This is a genomic window from Porcincola intestinalis (assembly GCF_009696445.1).
Taxonomy (GTDB): domain Bacteria; phylum Bacillota; class Clostridia; order Lachnospirales; family Lachnospiraceae; genus Porcincola; species Porcincola intestinalis.
The window spans coordinates 17,079-35,965 of the sequence record NZ_VULZ01000007.1; the positions used below are offsets into that span (position 1 = coordinate 17,079).

Below are 18,887 nucleotides of genomic sequence, written 5' to 3' on the forward strand. Positions count from 1 at the left end.
GAGGGTATATGCCAGAAATCATCACTCTTGACATGAATACTGCTTCTATACAGTATCTATGCGCACGCGACAAAAGATTAGCTAAGGTTATCAGCATGGTCGGGCCAATAACATACTCACCGCATGAAGATGCCCCATACCGTTTCCTGATCCACGAGATTATTGAGCAGATGCTTTCTGTAAAGGCCGGTCAAAAGATATTCTCTCGATTAGAAGAATTATGTGCGGGAAACGTTGATCCAGATAACATTTCAGCTCTAACTGATGAACAGATACGAAGTACCGGAACTTCAAATGCTAAAGTTGAGTATATCCGAAACCTGACGAATGCTCTGGAATCTGGTACCCTGTCCTTCGATAACCTCAACGTAATGTCTGATAAGGATGTTATCCGAGAAATGACTAAGATTCGCGGGATTGGTACATGGACAGCAAAAATGTATCTAATGTTTGTGCTTAATCGCCCCGATATACTTCCTGTAGAGGACGGCGCTTTTCTTCAGGGATATCGGTGGGCTTATAAGACAGGAGACTGCACGCCGGCAAGCATAGCAAAGAAATGTAAAAAGTGGAAACCATATTCATCGGTAGCATCCAGATTCCTATATCGCGCACTTGACGATGGATTAACCAAAACTACTTTTCATCTATATAAATGAAGGAGGAAAAATGCCAAACTTTGATTTAGCCCGTCAACCCCAATACCCTATCAAAACTCTCGATACTGATAATGTCATACCGTCTGATCAGATTGCCTCATTATTGTCAACTTATCATCAAATAACTCTCTGTGTCAGATCAGAAAACGGGCATCCAAGAAGGGGCGGTTATTATTTTTGTATATCAGAAAAAAGCGCCAACACATACGATCTGGAAACAATAGAAGGCGTATATGTTGACACTTTTTCACTTGATGATCTAACCACATTAATCAACCATGCTTCAGGGAAAAAGTTCAATCAGGAAATGCTCGATTACTGTCAAAACAGCATCAATTTTCGTACTGATTGATAATATCTACGACATTTTTAGGCTTTTCATTCTTGGCGATTTCTTCGAAATCTCCGTCTTGTTCCTTATAGACAGTACACTTATATTTTTCAGTCATAACCACAAGATTGGAAAGCCTATAATATGCCGCAATCCTCAGGGCTTGATTCTTTCTTACATTCATCGCATATGCACTGCGATCCAATAAATATCCCAAATCTTGATCATCATACATAAGTGGATCAATTGTACCAGTTCCCAGCTGCCGCAGCTGTCGTTTCGCAAGAATTTCAAATCCCTTTAGAACTATTTCTTTCTGAAACAATAAGTATTCACGTTCCGTATCCAATAATTCCGGTGTTTCAACAGGCCTATAATCAAAGCCTTCCTTCCAGATTCTTGTTAGTTTTCCATAATTGCCCTGTTCCTTAGAATAGGTTCCTCCGGAAACTGTAACCGCATACCTAATATCAAAACCTTGATACCCATTCCCCAAGTTTGTCGGCGGCTTATTGAGCCAATAAGTGTCCCTTAGCATCGCCAAAGAATATGCATGAAAGACATATATTTTATACAGTCTGGGAGCTGAATCCCACTCACACTCTTCTTTTCCTGCATCATCCCAATCCCAAAGGCAGACAATCACATAATCGGTATTCGGATTAATGTCTTTTATAAGTGTGTCGAAATTAGCCGACTTCTCTTCCGCTATACATTGCAGGCTTTTTATTTCTAAGCGTAATAACCGATTTCCGCTATTTTCTCTTATTTCAAGATCAGGAAATCTATTCGCCACAACATAACTCCAGAATATATCAGTAATCCCTAATTCCGGTAAAAGCTCATTGGAAATACGTGCTAATTCAAACTCAATCAGAACACCCATTCTCGTCCTGACATCCGTTAGGTTTCTCTCATTTGCCGGTATCTGCTCATTTTGATATAAACCAAACCTCTTCCGAGAAGCTTCAGAATTGTATCGTTCCATGATTACTGGAAAATACTCATTCCGTAACCACTGACTAGTCACATCCGGTCTTTCCTCCGCATGTAGCATTTTAATAAATGTTTCTTTGTCCATTATCTACCTCCCGCCATCATAACAGCGACATCATTCAGTGTCCTTTTACTCAATTCCTCCGCCTCTTCACGTAATGCCTGGGCTTTGTCACGTAACTGTTTTTCACACTCTCGGTTTGTGTAAAGATTCTCCTTTACTCTTTTTTGCAACGTCTTATCCGGTAACGGTATCCTGATTTTTCTTAAATCCTTTCCGCTAATTCTTGGCCTTCCAATACCTGTTACATATGGCATTATTTGTCCAAACACAAAATCAGAGCGCAAAATTGCAGAGAGAATTTCCGGATCAATCAAAGGATCTCCGTTTTTATCAATTCTCACTGTAAACACAGAACATTCGGAAGAAACATATCCACCTTCATCCGTGCTCATCACTGCCACTTTACGTAAAGCAGGTCTCATCTTAGAAAAGATAATATCATTAGGTTCATATCTCTTTACTGAGCTTTTTATAGATGCCGCTGGTGTCAATTCTTGAACGGCTACCCCTGTATTGGATTCTATATTTGCTAATCCAGTAAATAAAATAGTAGTGGCAAGATGATCTGCCGCAGGAATATATGATTGATTCCGTTCATCGCACAATTCCGCCAATGTTACCAGTTGAGATTTGGATCTGCTTAAAAGCTCACGGCTCTCATTACGAACAGGATGATGGAACATATAGTCCATTCTGAGGCTCTTGTCTTCTTCCTTGTATTCTTCAATGTCTGCAACGAAACATCCCTTCTGCATTTTAGAGTAATCGCCATCTAAATAATAATTCCAGCATTCCAAAATTAGTGGCAAATCACTGTTCAATCTTGGTTTGCCGGTTGATGAATAAACAATATCGTCATCACCGTTTGTTTTTCTTCCTATGCTGTCAGACTTGGCAAAGAAGGTTTTTTCTTGTCGGATTTCTCCAATTTGCTTCTGTAAAATCAGAATAGACGAGCTTACATTTGCATAAGGTAAAAATGCACTTTCAGGCAAATCTATAATTCCTCTCACCATAAAATGTGATAGTATAAATTTCCTTACATCCGAATTTGTAGCTGCATTAAGAACTCCTTGATCGATTATAATTGCAACATAGCCACCTTCTTTTAATAGATTCCACGCCTGCTCAATAAACAATATACCCCGCCTTCTGGATGTCCTATTTTTTCCCAGCTCAAAATTATTCAATATGTCTGGATCCGTATAGTCACTACCAAAGGGTGGATTGGTTGTAATGACATCAACCTTTCCAAAATACTTTCTCGCAGCCTCTCCTAAGCTTCCGCCATTTTCCAAACATTCGATATTGAATGCCTCCTTTTCGTGCAATAGTAAATTAAGCGTTGACACCCAAGCTAATCGTTCATCGACTTCTAATCCGAGAATACAGATACCATTATCATCGGGAGCTTTAGTTAAAAAACCTGCCGTACCGCAAGCCGGATCACAAACGGTTCCATTCATAAATCTTGATAATGCATCTACCATAAAATCTACTATTTGATACGGCGTAAAATATTGCTGGTTATCACTTTTATCAAATGTACCTCTAATTGTATCCTCATAAGCGAGACCCTTGATATCCACTTGTCCTTCATCAATGGATGTATTGAATAGTTCCTCGCCACACAACTGTAACGCTTTCCCTTTTAACAGAATTTTACTAAACCTCTCCGGAATTGTTTTTCCAGATTTCTGCACCGCCTCCGAGTATTCTCTTTGTATACGTTCATAATAGTCTGATTCCGACTCATTCTTTATTGGCTTAAAAACACTTTTCCCAGACATCAAACGCACAAATAATAGCTTTGATATTTCATCAAAACGAGTTACTATATTACTATTAGCATCACTGTCTCTAATTATGTTATGCAGTTTGCTAACGACCTGCTTTACTTCCTTGCTTCCAGAAACATTAATTTTAACGCTTGTAAGATGCTTTTTCTCCACGGTATTGGCTCCTTGTACCTTTTGTTTTATGGCAATCAAATCATCAAGATCATATTGCCTATATCCGTTTATCGGATTTCTTATCGCCGGCAACTTCCCGTCAGAATCCCAATTACGCAATGTAGCCTTACTAACTCCAAGAAAGGTTGCTGCCTCCGTTAAAGATACCTTTGTTGACATGTTTTATAACCTCCTAACATTACTAAACATATTTTATAATTTTCGTACCTGCCCGTCAACTATATCATTCGCTTATTTTACGACCGTTCATTTGCCACTGATCATGCGACCGGATGCTTCGAACCGCCTGTCGCAGGGTGTTCTCCCTGCCGTGCTGGTGATACGGATGTGAAGCCTTATGCTTGTGGAATATGATCACCGTCCCCTGATCCGGATACTCCGGATTATGCAGATACCAGTAATGACCGGTATTCCTGGACATGATCGTCACATCATAAGCATCCGTGGTTATGATGGAGAAATACTGTGGATCCAGACATTTCAAGTCTTCACTGCTGAACATTGGCAGCCTCCTTTCCGGAGAACCTCGCATCCGGGGCCTTCATGACCAAATCCGTCCGTTCCTTCGCCTTCATTCCAGAGAAATACTTTTCCTCTGCTTCTGCTGGTATCTTTACGCTCACCGCTTTTGCCTGAGCAGATCCCCTGACCGGATGCAGGATCTCTTCCAGTTTATCTTCTGTCAGTTCGCCTCCTGCCGCCATGATCGACTTTGCCGTTTTCTCATTTATCGCCGCATCCTTCTCTGCCACAATGATCTGTTCATCTTCGGGCAGATACGAAAGCTCCACTGCCGCTGTCAGGGTCAGTTCGCCAGCATCCAGACGATCCTTGAATGGCCGGATCAGCTTGTCCACCCTCATGTATCTGGCGATGTTCCTGCCGGTCATCCCACACTCTTCCCCGATGCCGTCCCGGCTTCTCGACTTGTGGACATCATGTCCACAAGTTCCGATCTCTTCGATCTCCTGCAGGATATCATTGCGCCTGCCCTGACTGATTACCTTCTCATATCTGGCAGACAGCACAGCCGCCTTTTCGCTCGGAGTCAAATCTGTGAATGACCTCTGGATCACATTCGTCTCAATCACATAGACATAGGCTTCTTCATCGCTCAGATCCGCCTTGACGATGGCGGGAACTTCCGTCATCCCTGCTATCTGTGCCGCGTTCATCCTGTTATGCCCTGCCAGCATCTCATACCCGCTGTAAACCTTCCGGACGATCACGGGATTCAGTATCCCGTGATCTCTGACGCTCTGAACCATGTCATCCAGACGTTCTCCTTCATACAGGCGAAAGGGGTGGTCCCTAAATGCTCTGATCTTTTCTATCGGTATCAGCTGTACTCCGGCGATATTGCCCGGAGCATTCGGTGATTCTTCTTTCAGAAGTTCCACCGCATCTGCAATCGCTTTTCTTATCGTCGTGCTCGTCTTTATTCAGATTCACCGCCCCTCCCGTCTCTGCCTTGAAGCAGATTTCTTTTTGCCATAACCGGCTTTTCCTTCCGCCACGCAGAGCACCGGCTACACGGTCTCTTCTATCGCTTCTTCTTTCATGATAATGATCCGGCCGTCCTCACACTCCACTTTGACATGCGTGCCAATGTCAAAACTGAACTCGCTGAGCCATTTGTCCTTCAGCATCACAGTCGGCGTAGCCTGATACCCGTACCCGCTCTACCAGATCACCTTCAGGTTCCTTGTCGTTTTTACTTCGTTTGTCATAAATTTTCTCCCTTCTGCCGTTCTCGGCTGAAAATAAAATAAGCTGTTGATACGTAATCTTTTCTTACGCATCAACAGCTAAGTTTTTATCTCGATATACTATTTTGGTCTTATGAAGGGTTTTTTCTCCACCTCCTCGGCATCCCTGATCTGATAATAGTCGTCCATATTGACGGAAACTTTTATCGTATCATCGGGTTTTCGTCTGCCCAAGAGGCACACCGTTTCTACATGTTGTTCACTGTCCAAACCATCTCCAACGGATATTATCATATCCTTCTCGATGATTGGCAGACGGAAGGTGATCGACTTCAGCCATTGACCGTTTGGCTGGCGCTCTTCGCAGATCTGGATCTCCTCAATAAGCGACTCCATCAGCTTACGCCGTTCCTCCTCATTCATCAGTGAATAGAACTTATCAAAGTAAATCAGGATTTTATAGATGTTGTCCCCGGTGATCTTTTCGGATTCGATGGATTGCTTTTTCGCCTTCGCCTCTATGAGACTCTGCTCCTGGTCATCGATTTTATCATACATCCGGTACAGACGGTCATCCAGGTCTGCTTTCAGGCGATTATAGTGTCTACCGTCCGGATCCAGCGCCTCAATCTCCTCCAGTGTTTTCCGCTTTACGGCATAGGACTGTTTCAGCTGTTTTTCCAGAGCCGTGATCTCCTGATCAATGACGGTGGTGTCCACCTTCATATTGATCTTCTCCTGCATCATGGATGCGAACCGGGGATTGGCCACCAGTTTTGTGATCACTTCCACTACGGCCGCATCCAGAACATCTTCATTGATCTGCTTTTTATAATCACACTTATGGCCTCTGGTCATCGTTCTGTGCTTGCAGCCATAGTAAAAGAAATCCTTATACTTTGTACCGTCTTTGCGGTGCTTGATGCTCTTGTTGCCATACATGCCGGCTCCGCAGATCGGACACTTCACCAGTCCTGAAAGCAGGTGTGCCCTGGTATCCTTGGCCTTATTCACATGCTCGTATTTCTTTGCCTGAGCGATCATCTTGACCTGGGCCTGATTCCACATTTCTTCAGGCACAATGCCCTCATGCAGACCATCAACCACAAGATAATCATCCTGTTCGACCAGCTTGTACTCATTACGGGTACCGTGAACCTTCTCCGTCTTCCGGCGGCCATAGGCGATCTTCCCGCAATATACCGGGTTCTTAATGATATTGCGGATCAGTGCCGCATCAAACAGAGGATTCTTCCCGTTGTGTCTGGGAATTTTACGGATTCCATGGTTCTCCAGATATTTGGCAAGACCGTTCGCACCGATATCCGTGGAGACCCACTGTTCAAAAATAGTACGGATTGCAAGGGCTTCCTCCTCATTGATCTCCAATACGCCGTCCTTAAGACTGTAGCCGTATGGAGGGAAGCCGCCGTTCCACTTTCCATCTCTTGCTTTCTGAATCCGTCCTTCCATGGTTTGGACACGGATATTCTCACGCTCGATCTCCGCCACTGCCGATAAGACCGAGATCATCAGCTTACCGGCGTCCTTTGAGGAATCAATGCCATCTTCCACGCAGATCAGATTAACTCCGAAATCCTGCATGGTCTGCAGTGTGGAAAGGACATCGGCAGCATTCCGCCCAAAGCGCGACAGTTTAAAGACCAGCACAAAGGAAACATCATCCTTCCCGGTCTTGATATCCTCCATCATTCGGTTGAATTCATCCCGGCCTTCTATGGATTTTCCGGACTTGCCGGCGTCTTCATATTCTCCGGCGATCTCATACTCATTGAATTCAGCGAAGGCCCGCATACGGGTGCACTGTGCCTCCAGGGAGTACCCATCGATCTGCATCGCGGTCGAGACACGGGTGTAAATATACACTTTTGCTTTCAACTTATCCATTATTCATATCTCATAAAAAAATACCATTCATTAAACGCTACAAGAAAAATAATGTTCTCGATTATTCCAAAAAGTAGGGCTTAATCAAGTAACATCCCCCACGGAATAACTTCTTTGGCTTTCCCGTTCGGTTTATCTCTCCATGTTGTAAAAAGGAACTGATCAAAGTTATAAAAATCTGTTTCTCTATAGGGATACTGACGATCATAACTACCTATATTATTGATAAATCCAGTTCTCACAGTTCTTAGCTCGTATTGCTTATATTTTAGCGATGGCAATAAATTTTTATAAACTGCGTAATTAAAAGCGTCATCTATTTTTATATGATTGACTATATCTGAGTACTCTTTTTTATAATTAACAAATATAGACAAATTTATTGCACAGCGAGCAAAGGCTTCATCATATACTCTCTTCGAATAATATGCCACGCCGTCATACCCCATTTTTTTACATGCCATCATTACTGCTTGAGAAATGATATATTCTGATTTAAATGTTCTATTAGTCTCATTTATCCTATATGAAGTTGCAATAACTATCATTAGAAGTTTTAGCCATATATGGACTCGTTCACCTTCAAACTCGTTTAAACGTGTAAAATCTCTCACTGAGAGTACCAGATTCAAAACTTTTTGTGTTCCATCAAGTAATATAGGAGAAACATTGAACTCATTATCCGAAGGAAAACCTGTTTCTATCCAGCATCCATACGAAGAATTTGAAAGATATAAGCTCGGATTTCCTGGGATACTAAATCTGTAATTTCCTGATTTTGCTCTAAGAGACCGTGGTAAATGGAGCATCTCTTTTGCTGAAAAAGCATTTGCGGGGTTTCCTATCCTACATCTGAATAATTGTAGCTCTGAACCAATTTCACCTGGAAATGCATAACTTGAATTAAGAGCTGATATGGCAAAGGGATGTTCACCGATGTCTCTTAACAAATTCCTTATTATCGTATTACATTTTCCTATATCTGCACAATAATAGCACTTTAGCGCTTCTATTATTTTCATCCTATATTTTTTTATTATTAAAACACTATCTGTGTCTGCCCCCGCATTAATAGCTTGATTCAGCAACAAAGAATATCTCTCAGCTAAATCAGTGATATAATCGGTATCTTTTTCTACCGTAAAAGGAGCATATAGATCCTTACAAATAAAGCCATCATTCAACCATGTCAATCTCATATTTTTCTCCGAATAATCACACGTTTTGTCAGTACCGCATATTCTAAAGTCCCTATACTCAAAGAAATGTTTGGACTTACTTTTCACGTTCATCTTATCATATATGCACTCTGATTTCAATAAAAAAGCAGCCGGTCCATTGGTCAAATACTAATGCATAAACCAATGAACCGGCCAGTACTTATACCGCTTTACGTGCCAGCGCACTCAGCTGCATATACTTTCGATACATTTCTTTGATTCTATTCAGCTTATAATAATTATCCGGATCCGGCAGTGTGTCCAGATCCATCTTCCCGGCGTACTTCTCTATCATATTTGCAAGGAAGTCCGTCAATCCGCTCCATTCATCATTCCAGGGCATCTCTGTTCCTCCTCTGATTTCTGCTTCTGTCTCTATGCTGACGTCCCGCATAGATTTCCAGTATCTCCGGCGGTATCCGTTCCAACAGGGCGACCGCCTGTTCATAGTCCCTGCGAAGCTGCAGGTCCCCCATCCTCTTCAGAACACTTTCCTGCCGGCTCTCCTTAATATCAGCTGCCAATTTCTCATTTTTCCGGACAAGGGCTTCATTCTCTGCAGTCAGATCCTGAAAGGCACCCTTGTACTTCTTCATCTGGGTGCTCATCCGCTCGACATTCGGGATATACTTGTCCAGATACCTGCAGATCTCTGCCGCCTTTGCTTTGGCATTGAACATGCTGACCTGGGAGAGCAGCTTATCCAGCTTCTCGCGCTGTTTGTTCAGTCTTGTCATTTCCTTGAACATCCGGGGCGGGATGTGATCCCGACCAGTCTCGCCGGCACTCATGCCTCTCTCCAGATCCGGAAACTTTCTAACCATCTGTTCCCAGAAAGCATCCTGCCACTGCGTCAGTTTCTTCTTATTCCCGATGATCTCTTTAGCGCAGAGCCTGCCGTCCTCCGTCAGCGGGACAAAAGAAAGGTGCATATGGGGCGTTTTCTCGTCCATATGCACCACGGCTGAAATAATCGTATCCGGATTCTGTTTTTGTTTGATAAAGTCCAGCGCCGTCTGGAAGAAGATCCGAATCTCCTCCTGCTTCTTGCCCTTAAAGAACTCCGGGCTGGCAGTCACCAGCATCTCCACAAGCCTTACGCTGTCTGTCCGTGTCCGGCACCCGGCAGCAGTAATCTGCCGTTCAGCCTCTGCCCGGTACCGCCCAGACGGCTCCACCAGATGAAAGTTCAGGTGGCTCCGGCTGATATCCACGTCCGGATTACTTGCATACTTCTCTTTTGTTCTCTCATTGTGGGCCTCGATCCCGCTGATCTCAGGACCCTTATATTTCGCAAATCTCATAATCGCATATTGTGCTCCCATAGTGTCCTCCCTGCGTTTTTCCACGTAATAAAAGTCTTCATTTTTTGCGTTCGTACGTACATGCGTACATTTGATGGATGATTACTCAGTGTACGCTTGTACGCACGCACACAGCTTTTGCGCTGTTTTATAAAAACGGATTGTTGTGATCGATGATCTCTACGCCGCGATATCCCCGGCAGCGTTTGCCTTTCCCTCTATAAATGTTGTTATCAGGTGTCAGGTGATGAGTCCCTGAATAATGAGAAAGATAGTTGGCAAAACTCTTCATGGACAGCGCGTTCTCCGCATTATCCTCGCACCATTCTTTGTACGCCGCGTACAGATCGCTTGTCGCCGCTTTACTGTCCTCATGGAAAGTGAGATATCCTTCGGAAGTCAGGAACTCCGGAATGTTGTTGGCATCCTTTACAATGGCGGCAATATTCGCTTTTGACCGTTCGCTAATGGTGAAACGATAGTCATTAGCAATAAGACGCTGCAGGCCTTCCAGACACCACAGGAAAATTCCCTCTTTTTCAGCAGCCAGTTTGTCCATCAGGTAGGGGTCATCGACACGATCCGCCGGTTTGTCCTTCGTCGTGATCACGATCTGCCGGCGAAAGAATCCGTCAGACCGGTCGTGGAGTGCGGTGAGGGCACCATTCCCGAAACAAAGAAACCGGACATAAAGGAGTGTCTGATAGCTCTGCTCATGCTTTCTTTCGACATCCATCTGACATTCGGAAGTGACGATCGATTTGATATAGTTCGTTTTGGTCAGTGCGCTCATATCCATGTCGTCATCCACCATAAGAAGCCGGTCTTCCAGATCCGCCCGGGCAAAGTCATTTTTTTCAACCTTCTGGATACTGGTGGTATTCATATTGATTCCAAGAAGAGATCTCATGACAAGGCCAATGCGGGACTTGCCTTCACCGCCTTTACCGATCAGCATCAACATCTTCTGTGCTTTGGTAGTCGGGATCAGGCAGTACCCCATATATTCCTGCAGTGTCAGGATATCCTCCGGTATCAGAAGTTCCGAAAGGAATCTCAGCCAGACAACCGGCATGTCTGCATCCGGGTTGTAATCGACCGTCAGCCGGTTGCGGCAGTATTCCTTTTCCCCGATGAAACGACCATCCAGATACCAGGTGCCGTTTGCCACATGGATCCGGTCATAGTGCAGGGGGATGTCCTCCGAATAAGCCATGAGCTTGATCGTTTTCAGCAGGTCGTCCACTTTCCTGGCCACGCCGCTTTCCTTCCATTCACTGATATCATCAAAGATGATCTGTTTCAGGCCGCCTTCATCAGGCACAAGACCGTCCACTGTAAAAAACCTTCCGTGAATACATTTCATGGGATGTACCGACAGAAAGCTGCAGGAATAAATCAATTCATTGATCTGCCTGTCCTTTGTGACCCATGCCGGTGCATCAGCCGGCAATACGTTCGTTCTCGCCATACTCTGTTATCCCCCTTTCCTTTGTGCAGTCACGGCGGACCTTTTCCTCCAGTCCGCCGATCATTCCGTCCTTCATCAGATCCTTTACTGTCACTGTCCGTTGCTCCAGAGTCCCCACTGTCAGGATGTCTGCCAGATATTCAATGTAATCGAGCATCTGGCAGGCTTCCACAAACCGGTCATCAAAGTCTTCGTCCATACTTTTGGGCGCATACCGCACCTTCCAGTCCTCCAGAAGGTGCAGATAATCACAAAGCACCCTCTGACAGTATCGTTCGTCATCACGAAACGCACTGATCATCGGGTGCTTAGGTTTTGCAAATGCCGCTGCGGGTGAAGGCTTGTCCGGATCGATCCCAAAGTCCACAGCCAGCTTCCTCGCCGCTTCATAGGGGCTTAGAACGAAGAGTCTCCCTGTCAGATCGATCACATCCCCGGTGGCCCCGCAGCCGAAACAGTAGAAGTAATCTTCATTCAGCTTCAGGCTGGGATGCCGGTCATCATGGAACGGGCACCTAACCATGTCATGGTGATTTGGCTGCAGCCCGTACATCTTTGCCGCGTCAGGTACGCTCACACTTGCCTTTACAGTTTCAAATAGATTCATAGTCTGGTTCCTCCTTTGGATTTTATTTGGATATTTGATCCTGATGTCTTATACGGAGGAAAACCGACGGACTTGAAAAATTGGGCGATATTGAGATTTGGGAGGAGTGAACAGCAGAGAAATTGCAAAAACGCAATTCATTGTCCAGTCATTTGGACAGATATATGAGTATGATAGGGTCATGGAACTGAACTGGTTAAGAAAATCTCTACTGGACAAATTTTTGATTGCAAAGAATATTGTCCAGTAATAATGGACAAAAACAGAATTCTAAGGTAAAATGTCCAGTAGAAAAGATTGGCTTTTTGGAGGCATATGAGATGATTAAGCGTGAAAAATATATGAAACCTATCCGCGAATTCTATGATGGTGATCTGATCAAGGTCATTACCGGCATTCGTCGGTGTGGAAAATCCGTCATTTTAAAGCAGATAATAGAGGAAATCAAAGAACGGTCGGATAATATTATCTTTCTTGATTTTGAAGATACGGCTGTTTTAAATGCAATCCCGGATGAAATGGCACTGTTGGACTATATTGAAAACCATCGCAGGGAATCACTGTGCTATGTGTTCCTTGACGAGGTTCAGCGTGTAGAGGGGTGGGCCGGAGCATGCAGAACGCTTCGGATCAGAAACTGCTCCGTTTTTATCAGCGGCTCAAACTCGAAACTTTTATCCCGGGAGTTCACAAAGGAGCTTTCCGGCAGGTATGTGCCTTTCCGGATTCGGCCCTTTGTATATAAAGAACTCTCAGAATACGGGAAAGAACTCGGCAAAGAAATCAGTCTCACCGATTATATTATCTGGGGAGGTTTTCCGAAGAGGATCGAATTCAGCGGCGAGAGCGGCCAGCGAATCTATCTGAATGAGCTGAATGAAACCATCATTTTGAATGATATCATTAACCGCTATAAGATCAGGAAAACTGAGGTTTTCAAACGGCTGGCCAACTTTGTCTTCCTTTCAAATGGAAGAATCCTCTCCGCGAGATCCGTGGAAAAATATATGAAGGGTGCAGGTCTCCCATGCTCAGTGACGACGATCACAAAGTATATCGGTTACCTGGAAGAAGCATACGCCATTGCGACAGTCAAAAAATACTCAGCCAAGTCGAAACGTGAATTGGAGTATTACCTGAAGGTTTATGATGAAGACGTTGCGTTAAACTCGATCCGTGTCATGAATAACCGTTACGATTTAACACATAACTTTGAAAACATCGTATACAACGAATTGATCTACATGGGCTATACTCTCCAGGTATATAATGACGGAGCTCATGAAATCGATTTTGTGGCCAATAAGGGTAACAAGCAATACTATATCCAGGTTGCCTATTCTGTAACCGAAGAAAAGGCTTATGAGCGCGAGTTTGGAGCTTTTGCCAAACTTGATAATTCGTGCCAGAAGATTGTAATTACCAACGACGATATCGACTACAGTACGAGCACCGTCAGGCATATTCAATTTAAAGATTTTGTTTTCATGAATGAACTATAAGGAGACACTATGTCAGGAGCATATCTTCCCGGCGATACGCGGCAGCGCATCCAGGACTTAATCAAAGACAGCAGCATCACCCAGGCCGAGCTGGCAGGCATCATCGGCCTTTCTGAAAGTGCGCTCAGCCGCTACCTGAAAGGCCAGACGGAGATGCTCGGTGACGGGTATATCATTAAGATTGCAAAGCACTTTAATGTATCCACAGACTTCCTTCTGGGAGAGACGGACATCCCGGATCGGAAGAACTATGATATTGAAGAACTGGGGATATCCGTGGAAGCCGCAAAGCTTCTTTACACAGGCAGACTGGATTCCCGTGTTCTGAACCTGCTTCTGGAAAATCCTCATTTCCCCCAGCTCCTTGCTTTGCTGGCTCGCTATCAAAAAGAAATCGTGAGATCCGGTATCGCTGCCATGAACCAACAGCTCACTTTTATCAATTCCCTTCTTCTGGAACAGGCTGAATCCGTCCCGGACAGTGCTGGTGCTGCCACTCAGCTTGCAGCTGACCTCAGAGATGTCCACATGCCGGTGATCAACGCAGATACAACTGCTATTCAGAATCTTTTCATGTTGATTGTCAGGGATATCAAAGAGCAGGGTGAAACAATTGCTGCAGATAGTAATGCAGTCACAGCACAGGTATTGCAGCGCTTACGTGAAGAACTTTCCAAGGGTCAGGACTCTCTTGACCTCAGAAGAATAACCGCTGAAGATCTGACCGGAGCAGTCATGCGGGCAGTTTCGATCGCGGATATTCCCGAAGATGCTCTGCAGGGCCTGGGTTCTGCATTCAAAACAGTACTAGATGAAATGAGGAACTCCACCCATGACGAATGAGCAGCTCTGTTCTCTCGCCAGGGAAGGGGATAAAGCTGCCGAAGCAGCCCTGATTGAAAATGTTCTGCCGCTCATTCGGATCACCGCCGCAAATATCCAAAAGCGTTATTCCGGCATCCTGCTCGAAACGGATGACCTGGTGCAGGAAGCCCTGATTGGAGTGCTCCGGGCTATTAAGACCTATGACCAGGAAACCGGAAATCTGTTGCTGACCTATGCGCAGAAAACCGCAGAAAACGCGATGCTCGATTATGTGCGGAAATGCGCATCTGCGATTCCGGCTTCCGGCAGCATTCTCAGTCTAGATGCCCCGCCGCCGGGATTTGATTCCGAAGCAAATGTAACTTACGCAGATATCCTCCCGGACGATTGCAATAAAAATCCCGAGCAGCTCTTTATCAGAAAAGAGACGATCACAGAAGTCAGAAATGCCCTTGGAGAAATCTCTGATCGTGAACGGGCCTATCTCCATTACCGCTTTGGTTTTCTCGATTATGTTCTTCATGATCAAAGCGAAACCGCAGCGCATTTTCATCTCAGCCTGAGCCGGGCAAGGCATACGGAAAAAGGCGCATTAAAGAATGTCCGCCGCGCGCTCCCCGGGCAATAATCGTTCCTTTCGTTTTTTTGATATACCTCTATTCCGCAGACCGTGCCGGTACAGGTTCCGTGACATACGTCACTTCGCCTGTACCTTTTCTTTGCTCAAGATTCTCCCTCTGCGGGATCAGCCTTTCGCACAGAAAAAATACGGAAATGAATCGTGCTTCAACCGGGCACTCATCATTTCCGTATTCGGTCTGCTTCATAAAGGTATAACACACTAGACTTTGCAAGCAAAGTCGTGTGCCAAAAGGGACGCTGTCCCCTTTGGAATCCTCTGCCACGAAACCTAAGATTTCTTTGGATTTTTCCTTTTCTTCTCCGGTAGTTCTTCCCACATATTCCGAACCAGCTCACACAAGAACTCCCGATTATCCACATCATCAACCAGAATCATCTCCTTCGCCCCGTCATAAGGCAATTCCAACTCTGCATACGGAATCAGCTGCACCGCCACCGAAACCGGCTTTACCAAAAGCCGGTCATCGTATATTCCGCCAAACACCTTTCCGCGATAATAGAGAATATATTCCCCCATCATCGCCCGGCTGCTGACTTCATCCAATTCTGATAATTGTTCCAGAACAAAGTCCAGATACTCTTTTGTTGATGCCATCTGAGCCTCCTATGAATTCACAAGCTTCAGGAACTTCTTATCGTTCATCTGCTCATTCGTAATATATTCTCCGTCATAAAACAGCGCGTAGTTTGTGATCGGAGTCGGCGCGTTCTGTGCTTCCTCTCTGCTTTCAATATGAATTGCATGGAAGGGTATGTTATTCTCTTTAGCGGTCTGCTCCAGAACCGGAACATACTTTGCATTGAACGGGCACTGACTGGTGTAATACAGAACATATCCTTTTTCTTCTATGTGAGAATACTTTGCACATTCCCTGAACTCAGGCTTGTCTGCTTCCTTCCCAAAGGGCAAGTACCACAACTGAATCCCATTATCTGCCTCATCACATACGGTAAACCCTTTATATTTCAGGAACTTAGGATCGGCAAGGAACGGCTTCTTCTTAGCCGCTGTCAGTATACACAGTCCTTTCTTCCCCTTTTCTTTACTGTCTTCGATACAGGCGTTCAGTAAGTCTGTAGAGTATCCATGCCCCTTGAATGAACCGGATACCCACAGACAGTCGATATACATATATCCGTCAGCATTGATCGGAACCCATGCATTCTCTGCCGGAATATACTCAATAAAGCACTTTCCGCGCTCCACGCTCTTCAGGAAAACAAGTCCTTCATCAAACCTGTCAGCCAGCCAAGCCTTCTTAGAAGAAACCTGTACATCCTTATTATTGGAAATGGCACAGCAGATATGCTCTTTTTCCAGATTATCCATTGTAACTCTGATATACTCCATATGTTCAGCCTCTCTCTTTACAGGTCAAATATACTCATCTGCGGGTATTTCTCCGGCAGGTCATTCATAAACCGGAAACAATCCTCCGGACTTGACAGAATCCCGTTTGCCTTACAGATCCTTTGAAATATCTTAGTCAGTTCCCCGGCTTGGGGACTTGGCAGTTCATACGCGTTTCCATATCGTTTGATGTAGCGTTCCTGCATCCCCGGAAAATGCTTGTCCAGCGCAGCATAATAATATTCCCGGTCACCTTCCCTGAGTGTCAGTCCCATTCCAAAATCTATAATCCCTTTGACGCCGACCTGAACACACGCATGCAGGATAGATGTAATATTTTCTTCCGTATCATTGATGAACGGCAGGATCGGAGTCAGCCAAACTACAGTAGGAATTCCCCTTTTCTGCATTTCTTCCAGAACTTCTACCCGCCGCTTTGTATTACAGACATTCGGTTCCAGTACCTGGCACAAGTCATCATCCCATGTCGTGAGCGTCATCTGCACCACACATTTCGCGGAACGATTTATCTCCTCCAGCAAATCGATATCCTGAAGGATACGATCCGATTTCGTCTGTATCGCGGCACCGAAACCATATTGCAGTATGATTTCAAGACACTTCCTTGTCAGCCGCAACTTTTCTTCACAATGCATATACGGATCTGACATTGCACCGGTTCCGATTATACCCTTTTTTCTTTTTGAGCGAAGAGCCGACTCTAAAAGTTCCGGCGCATTCTGCTTGACTTCTATATCTTCAAAAGGATGCGTAAATTGATAACACCGACTGCGACTGTCACAATAAATACAGCCGTGGGAACATCCTCTGTATATATTCATTCCATAGTGACCACCGCTCCCGGTAAGCAGTCCTTTCGCATCCACAAAATGCATATTACATTTGATCTCCTTTTATTTTTATCGGATATATAATTCTTTGTATTCCTTCTTATAATCAAACGCCATGCTTTTTTAACTCTCCGTCAAATCCTTCTCTTCATAAGGTTTATTCCAGGAACCGATCTCAATCAGATTTCCTTCCGGGTCAGCGATATAACAGGTTCTCTGTCCCCATGGCTCAAGCTCCGGCTCCAACACAGATGTCGCACCATTTTCAACGGCTTTCTTGTAAGCCTCATCCACCTCTTCGAATGTATCCACATACAACGCCATTTCAAAATGACCGTTCAGCCCCTTGATATACTCATATCGCCGGCTTGTCATCTTCTCAAAATCCTTTCTGCCGTAAAGCAGAAAAAGTGTTCCGTCCTTTACAAGATAAACATTAGAAGTATTCTCTTCTTCCTTGATTTCAAATCCGAGAACATCTCTGTAAAAGCGAATCATCTTTGCCATGTCCTCAACAAACAATCCAAAGCCATCTAATCTCATTAAGCTAATCCTCCATAGATTTTTAATGTTTCTTCGGCATTCCTGCGGATAATATTCCGCGCTTCTACAGGCTCTAACACCTCTGCCTTTGCTCCAAATGTCATAAGCCATGTCACAAGGTTTTCCATATCTGTATAATCTGCCGAAAAGAGCAGCCTTCCGTCATCGGCTTCCGTAAAGCAGTGCGGTCCGAATTCTTCAACTAGCCGCCACTTCATATCCGGTGTAAAAAGAGCCTTTACTTTTATACCACCCGGAAAGATCTTTTCATTCGACAGATCCGGCATAGGTACATTTCGGCAAGCAAATTCCTTATCCGTTTCTCCAACACGATCCATGCGATTCAACTTGAACAGCCTGTAATCTTTGCGGTCTAAGCACCATCCCCATACATACCAATTTGACCATTGGAAAACCAGATAATACGGCTCTATCCTTCTGTTACTCTCTCCGGATGGTGCGTAATACTTAAATTCTATAAGGTGCCTGTTTTCTATTGCGCCCTGGATTACTTCAATCTTCGGAGCGAGAGAGCCCTTATACCATGAGGAAAGATCTATTAGCATGGAATCCCTGCCACTGATGAACTCAGATGATCCGGTTTGAATCTTTTCCATCAGCTGACTATAGTACTGGCTTCCGCTCACACTGTCCAGGCTCCGCAGTCCTGCAAGGATCACTTGCATATCCTTGGAAGTCAGAATCGTCCTGTCCATACGGTATCCATCCATAATGCTGATACCGCCGCCGGTTCCCTGAGCAGTCCTTATAGGAATTCCCGCTTTACAAAGATCTTCAATATCCCGGTTTATTGTCCTGCGTGATACCTCAAACCTTTCCGCCAGTTCAGGAGCCGTTGTCTTTTCTTCCTGCAGTAAGATTGACAATATCCCGATCAGCCTGTCTATCTTCATAATCTCTCACACCCAAT

General features: G+C 44.6%; 20 protein-coding genes and 1 pseudogene. 5 read left to right on the plus strand and 16 right to left on the minus strand.

What is annotated here, in order from left to right:
- Positions 1–8: 8 nt before the first annotated feature.
- Together FYJ35_RS07580 and FYJ35_RS07585 are read left to right on the plus strand one after the other, a co-directional pair.
- Positions 9–659, plus strand: a complete 651-nt coding sequence (locus FYJ35_RS07580; RefSeq protein ID WP_154525194.1) for a DNA-3-methyladenine glycosylase family protein — start codon at positions 9–11, stop codon at positions 657–659.
- Between the two features lie 10 nt (positions 660–669).
- Complete coding sequence (locus tag FYJ35_RS07585) at positions 670–1,011, plus strand: hypothetical protein (protein WP_154525196.1); 342 nt, start codon at positions 670–672, stop codon at positions 1,009–1,011.
- Here FYJ35_RS07585 and FYJ35_RS07590 read toward each other — a convergent pair.
- The 11 genes and pseudogenes from FYJ35_RS07590 to FYJ35_RS07640 form a co-directional block, all read right to left on the minus strand.
- Entirely contained in the window at positions 992–2,071 is a 1,080-nt protein-coding gene (locus FYJ35_RS07590; RefSeq protein WP_154525198.1) for a hypothetical protein, read from the minus strand. The two genes, FYJ35_RS07585 and FYJ35_RS07590, sit on opposite strands and share 20 nt — an antisense overlap.
- Entirely contained in the window at positions 2,071–4,182 is a 2,112-nt protein-coding gene (locus tag FYJ35_RS07595) for an N-6 DNA methylase (RefSeq protein ID WP_154525200.1), read from the minus strand. Before FYJ35_RS07595 ends, FYJ35_RS07590 begins: the two co-directional genes overlap by 1 nt.
- Before the next feature lie 64 nt (positions 4,183–4,246).
- Positions 4,247–4,525 (minus strand): hypothetical protein, encoded by a 279-nt coding sequence (locus FYJ35_RS07600; protein WP_154525202.1) that lies wholly within the window; start codon positions 4,523–4,525, stop codon positions 4,247–4,249.
- Positions 4,512–5,423 (minus strand): ParB N-terminal domain-containing protein, encoded by a 912-nt coding sequence (locus tag FYJ35_RS07605; RefSeq protein ID WP_328597064.1) that lies wholly within the window; start codon positions 5,421–5,423, stop codon positions 4,512–4,514. The genes FYJ35_RS07600 and FYJ35_RS07605 overlap by 14 nt, the downstream gene beginning before the upstream one ends.
- 129 nt (positions 5,424–5,552) lie before the next feature.
- Positions 5,553–5,681: pseudogene (locus tag FYJ35_RS15215) on the minus strand (SymE family type I addiction module toxin); the annotation flags it as partial.
- Positions 5,682–5,852: 171 nt separating this feature from the next.
- On the minus strand, positions 5,853–7,640 hold the full coding sequence (locus FYJ35_RS07615) for a recombinase family protein (protein WP_154525204.1): 1,788 nt from the start codon (positions 7,638–7,640) through the stop codon (positions 5,853–5,855).
- A gap of 80 nt (positions 7,641–7,720) precedes the next feature.
- The gene (locus FYJ35_RS07620) at positions 7,721–8,839 is read right to left on the minus strand and encodes an RES domain-containing protein (protein WP_205839765.1); all 1,119 of its coding nucleotides are present in this window, start codon (positions 8,837–8,839) and stop codon (positions 7,721–7,723) included.
- Positions 8,840–9,020: 181 nt separating this feature from the next.
- On the minus strand, positions 9,021–9,203 hold the full coding sequence (locus tag FYJ35_RS07625) for a hypothetical protein (protein WP_154525208.1): 183 nt from the start codon (positions 9,201–9,203) through the stop codon (positions 9,021–9,023).
- A complete protein-coding gene (gene mobV, locus FYJ35_RS07630) occupies positions 9,190–10,185 on the minus strand; it encodes a MobV family relaxase (RefSeq protein WP_154525210.1) in 996 nt (331 codons plus the stop codon). Before mobV ends, FYJ35_RS07625 begins: the two co-directional genes overlap by 14 nt.
- A gap of 127 nt (positions 10,186–10,312) precedes the next feature.
- Positions 10,313–11,635, minus strand: a complete 1,323-nt coding sequence (locus tag FYJ35_RS07635) for a DNA primase family protein (protein ID WP_154525212.1) — start codon at positions 11,633–11,635, stop codon at positions 10,313–10,315.
- Complete coding sequence (locus FYJ35_RS07640; protein WP_154525214.1) at positions 11,607–12,242, minus strand: CHC2 zinc finger domain-containing protein; 636 nt, start codon at positions 12,240–12,242, stop codon at positions 11,607–11,609. Before FYJ35_RS07640 ends, FYJ35_RS07635 begins: the two co-directional genes overlap by 29 nt.
- Positions 12,243–12,562: 320 nt before the next feature.
- Here FYJ35_RS07640 and FYJ35_RS07645 point away from each other — a divergent pair, with 320 nt between their 5' ends.
- From FYJ35_RS07645 to FYJ35_RS07655, 3 genes are read left to right on the plus strand one after another with little or no spacing between them, the layout of a single operon-like run.
- Positions 12,563–13,744: an ATP-binding protein gene (locus FYJ35_RS07645; protein ID WP_154525216.1), complete on the plus strand. Its 1,182-nt coding sequence runs from the start codon at positions 12,563–12,565 to the stop codon at positions 13,742–13,744.
- Positions 13,745–13,753: 9 nt separating this feature from the next.
- Positions 13,754–14,587, plus strand: a complete 834-nt coding sequence (locus tag FYJ35_RS07650; protein WP_154525218.1) for a helix-turn-helix domain-containing protein — start codon at positions 13,754–13,756, stop codon at positions 14,585–14,587.
- Positions 14,577–15,197 (plus strand): sigma-70 family RNA polymerase sigma factor, encoded by a 621-nt coding sequence (locus tag FYJ35_RS07655; RefSeq protein WP_154525220.1) that lies wholly within the window; start codon positions 14,577–14,579, stop codon positions 15,195–15,197. Before FYJ35_RS07650 ends, FYJ35_RS07655 begins: the two co-directional genes overlap by 11 nt.
- Before the next feature lie 282 nt (positions 15,198–15,479).
- Here FYJ35_RS07655 and FYJ35_RS07660 read toward each other — a convergent pair whose 3' ends face one another.
- The 5 genes from FYJ35_RS07660 to FYJ35_RS07680 form a co-directional block, all read right to left on the minus strand.
- Positions 15,480–15,806 (minus strand): TfoX/Sxy family protein, encoded by a 327-nt coding sequence (locus FYJ35_RS07660; RefSeq protein WP_074782445.1) that lies wholly within the window; start codon positions 15,804–15,806, stop codon positions 15,480–15,482.
- Between the two features lie 9 nt (positions 15,807–15,815).
- Complete coding sequence (locus tag FYJ35_RS07665) at positions 15,816–16,562, minus strand: N-acetyltransferase (RefSeq protein WP_154525222.1); 747 nt, start codon at positions 16,560–16,562, stop codon at positions 15,816–15,818.
- Positions 16,563–16,579: 17 nt separating this feature from the next.
- Positions 16,580–17,458 (minus strand): SPL family radical SAM protein, encoded by an 879-nt coding sequence (locus tag FYJ35_RS07670; RefSeq protein WP_154525224.1) that lies wholly within the window; start codon positions 17,456–17,458, stop codon positions 16,580–16,582.
- 78 nt (positions 17,459–17,536) lie between these two features.
- On the minus strand, positions 17,537–17,956 hold the full coding sequence (locus FYJ35_RS07675; protein ID WP_154525226.1) for a VOC family protein: 420 nt from the start codon (positions 17,954–17,956) through the stop codon (positions 17,537–17,539).
- Positions 17,956–18,870, minus strand: a complete 915-nt coding sequence (locus FYJ35_RS07680) for a helix-turn-helix transcriptional regulator (RefSeq protein WP_154525228.1) — start codon at positions 18,868–18,870, stop codon at positions 17,956–17,958. Before FYJ35_RS07680 ends, FYJ35_RS07675 begins: the two co-directional genes overlap by 1 nt.
- Positions 18,871–18,887: the final 17 nt, after the last annotated feature.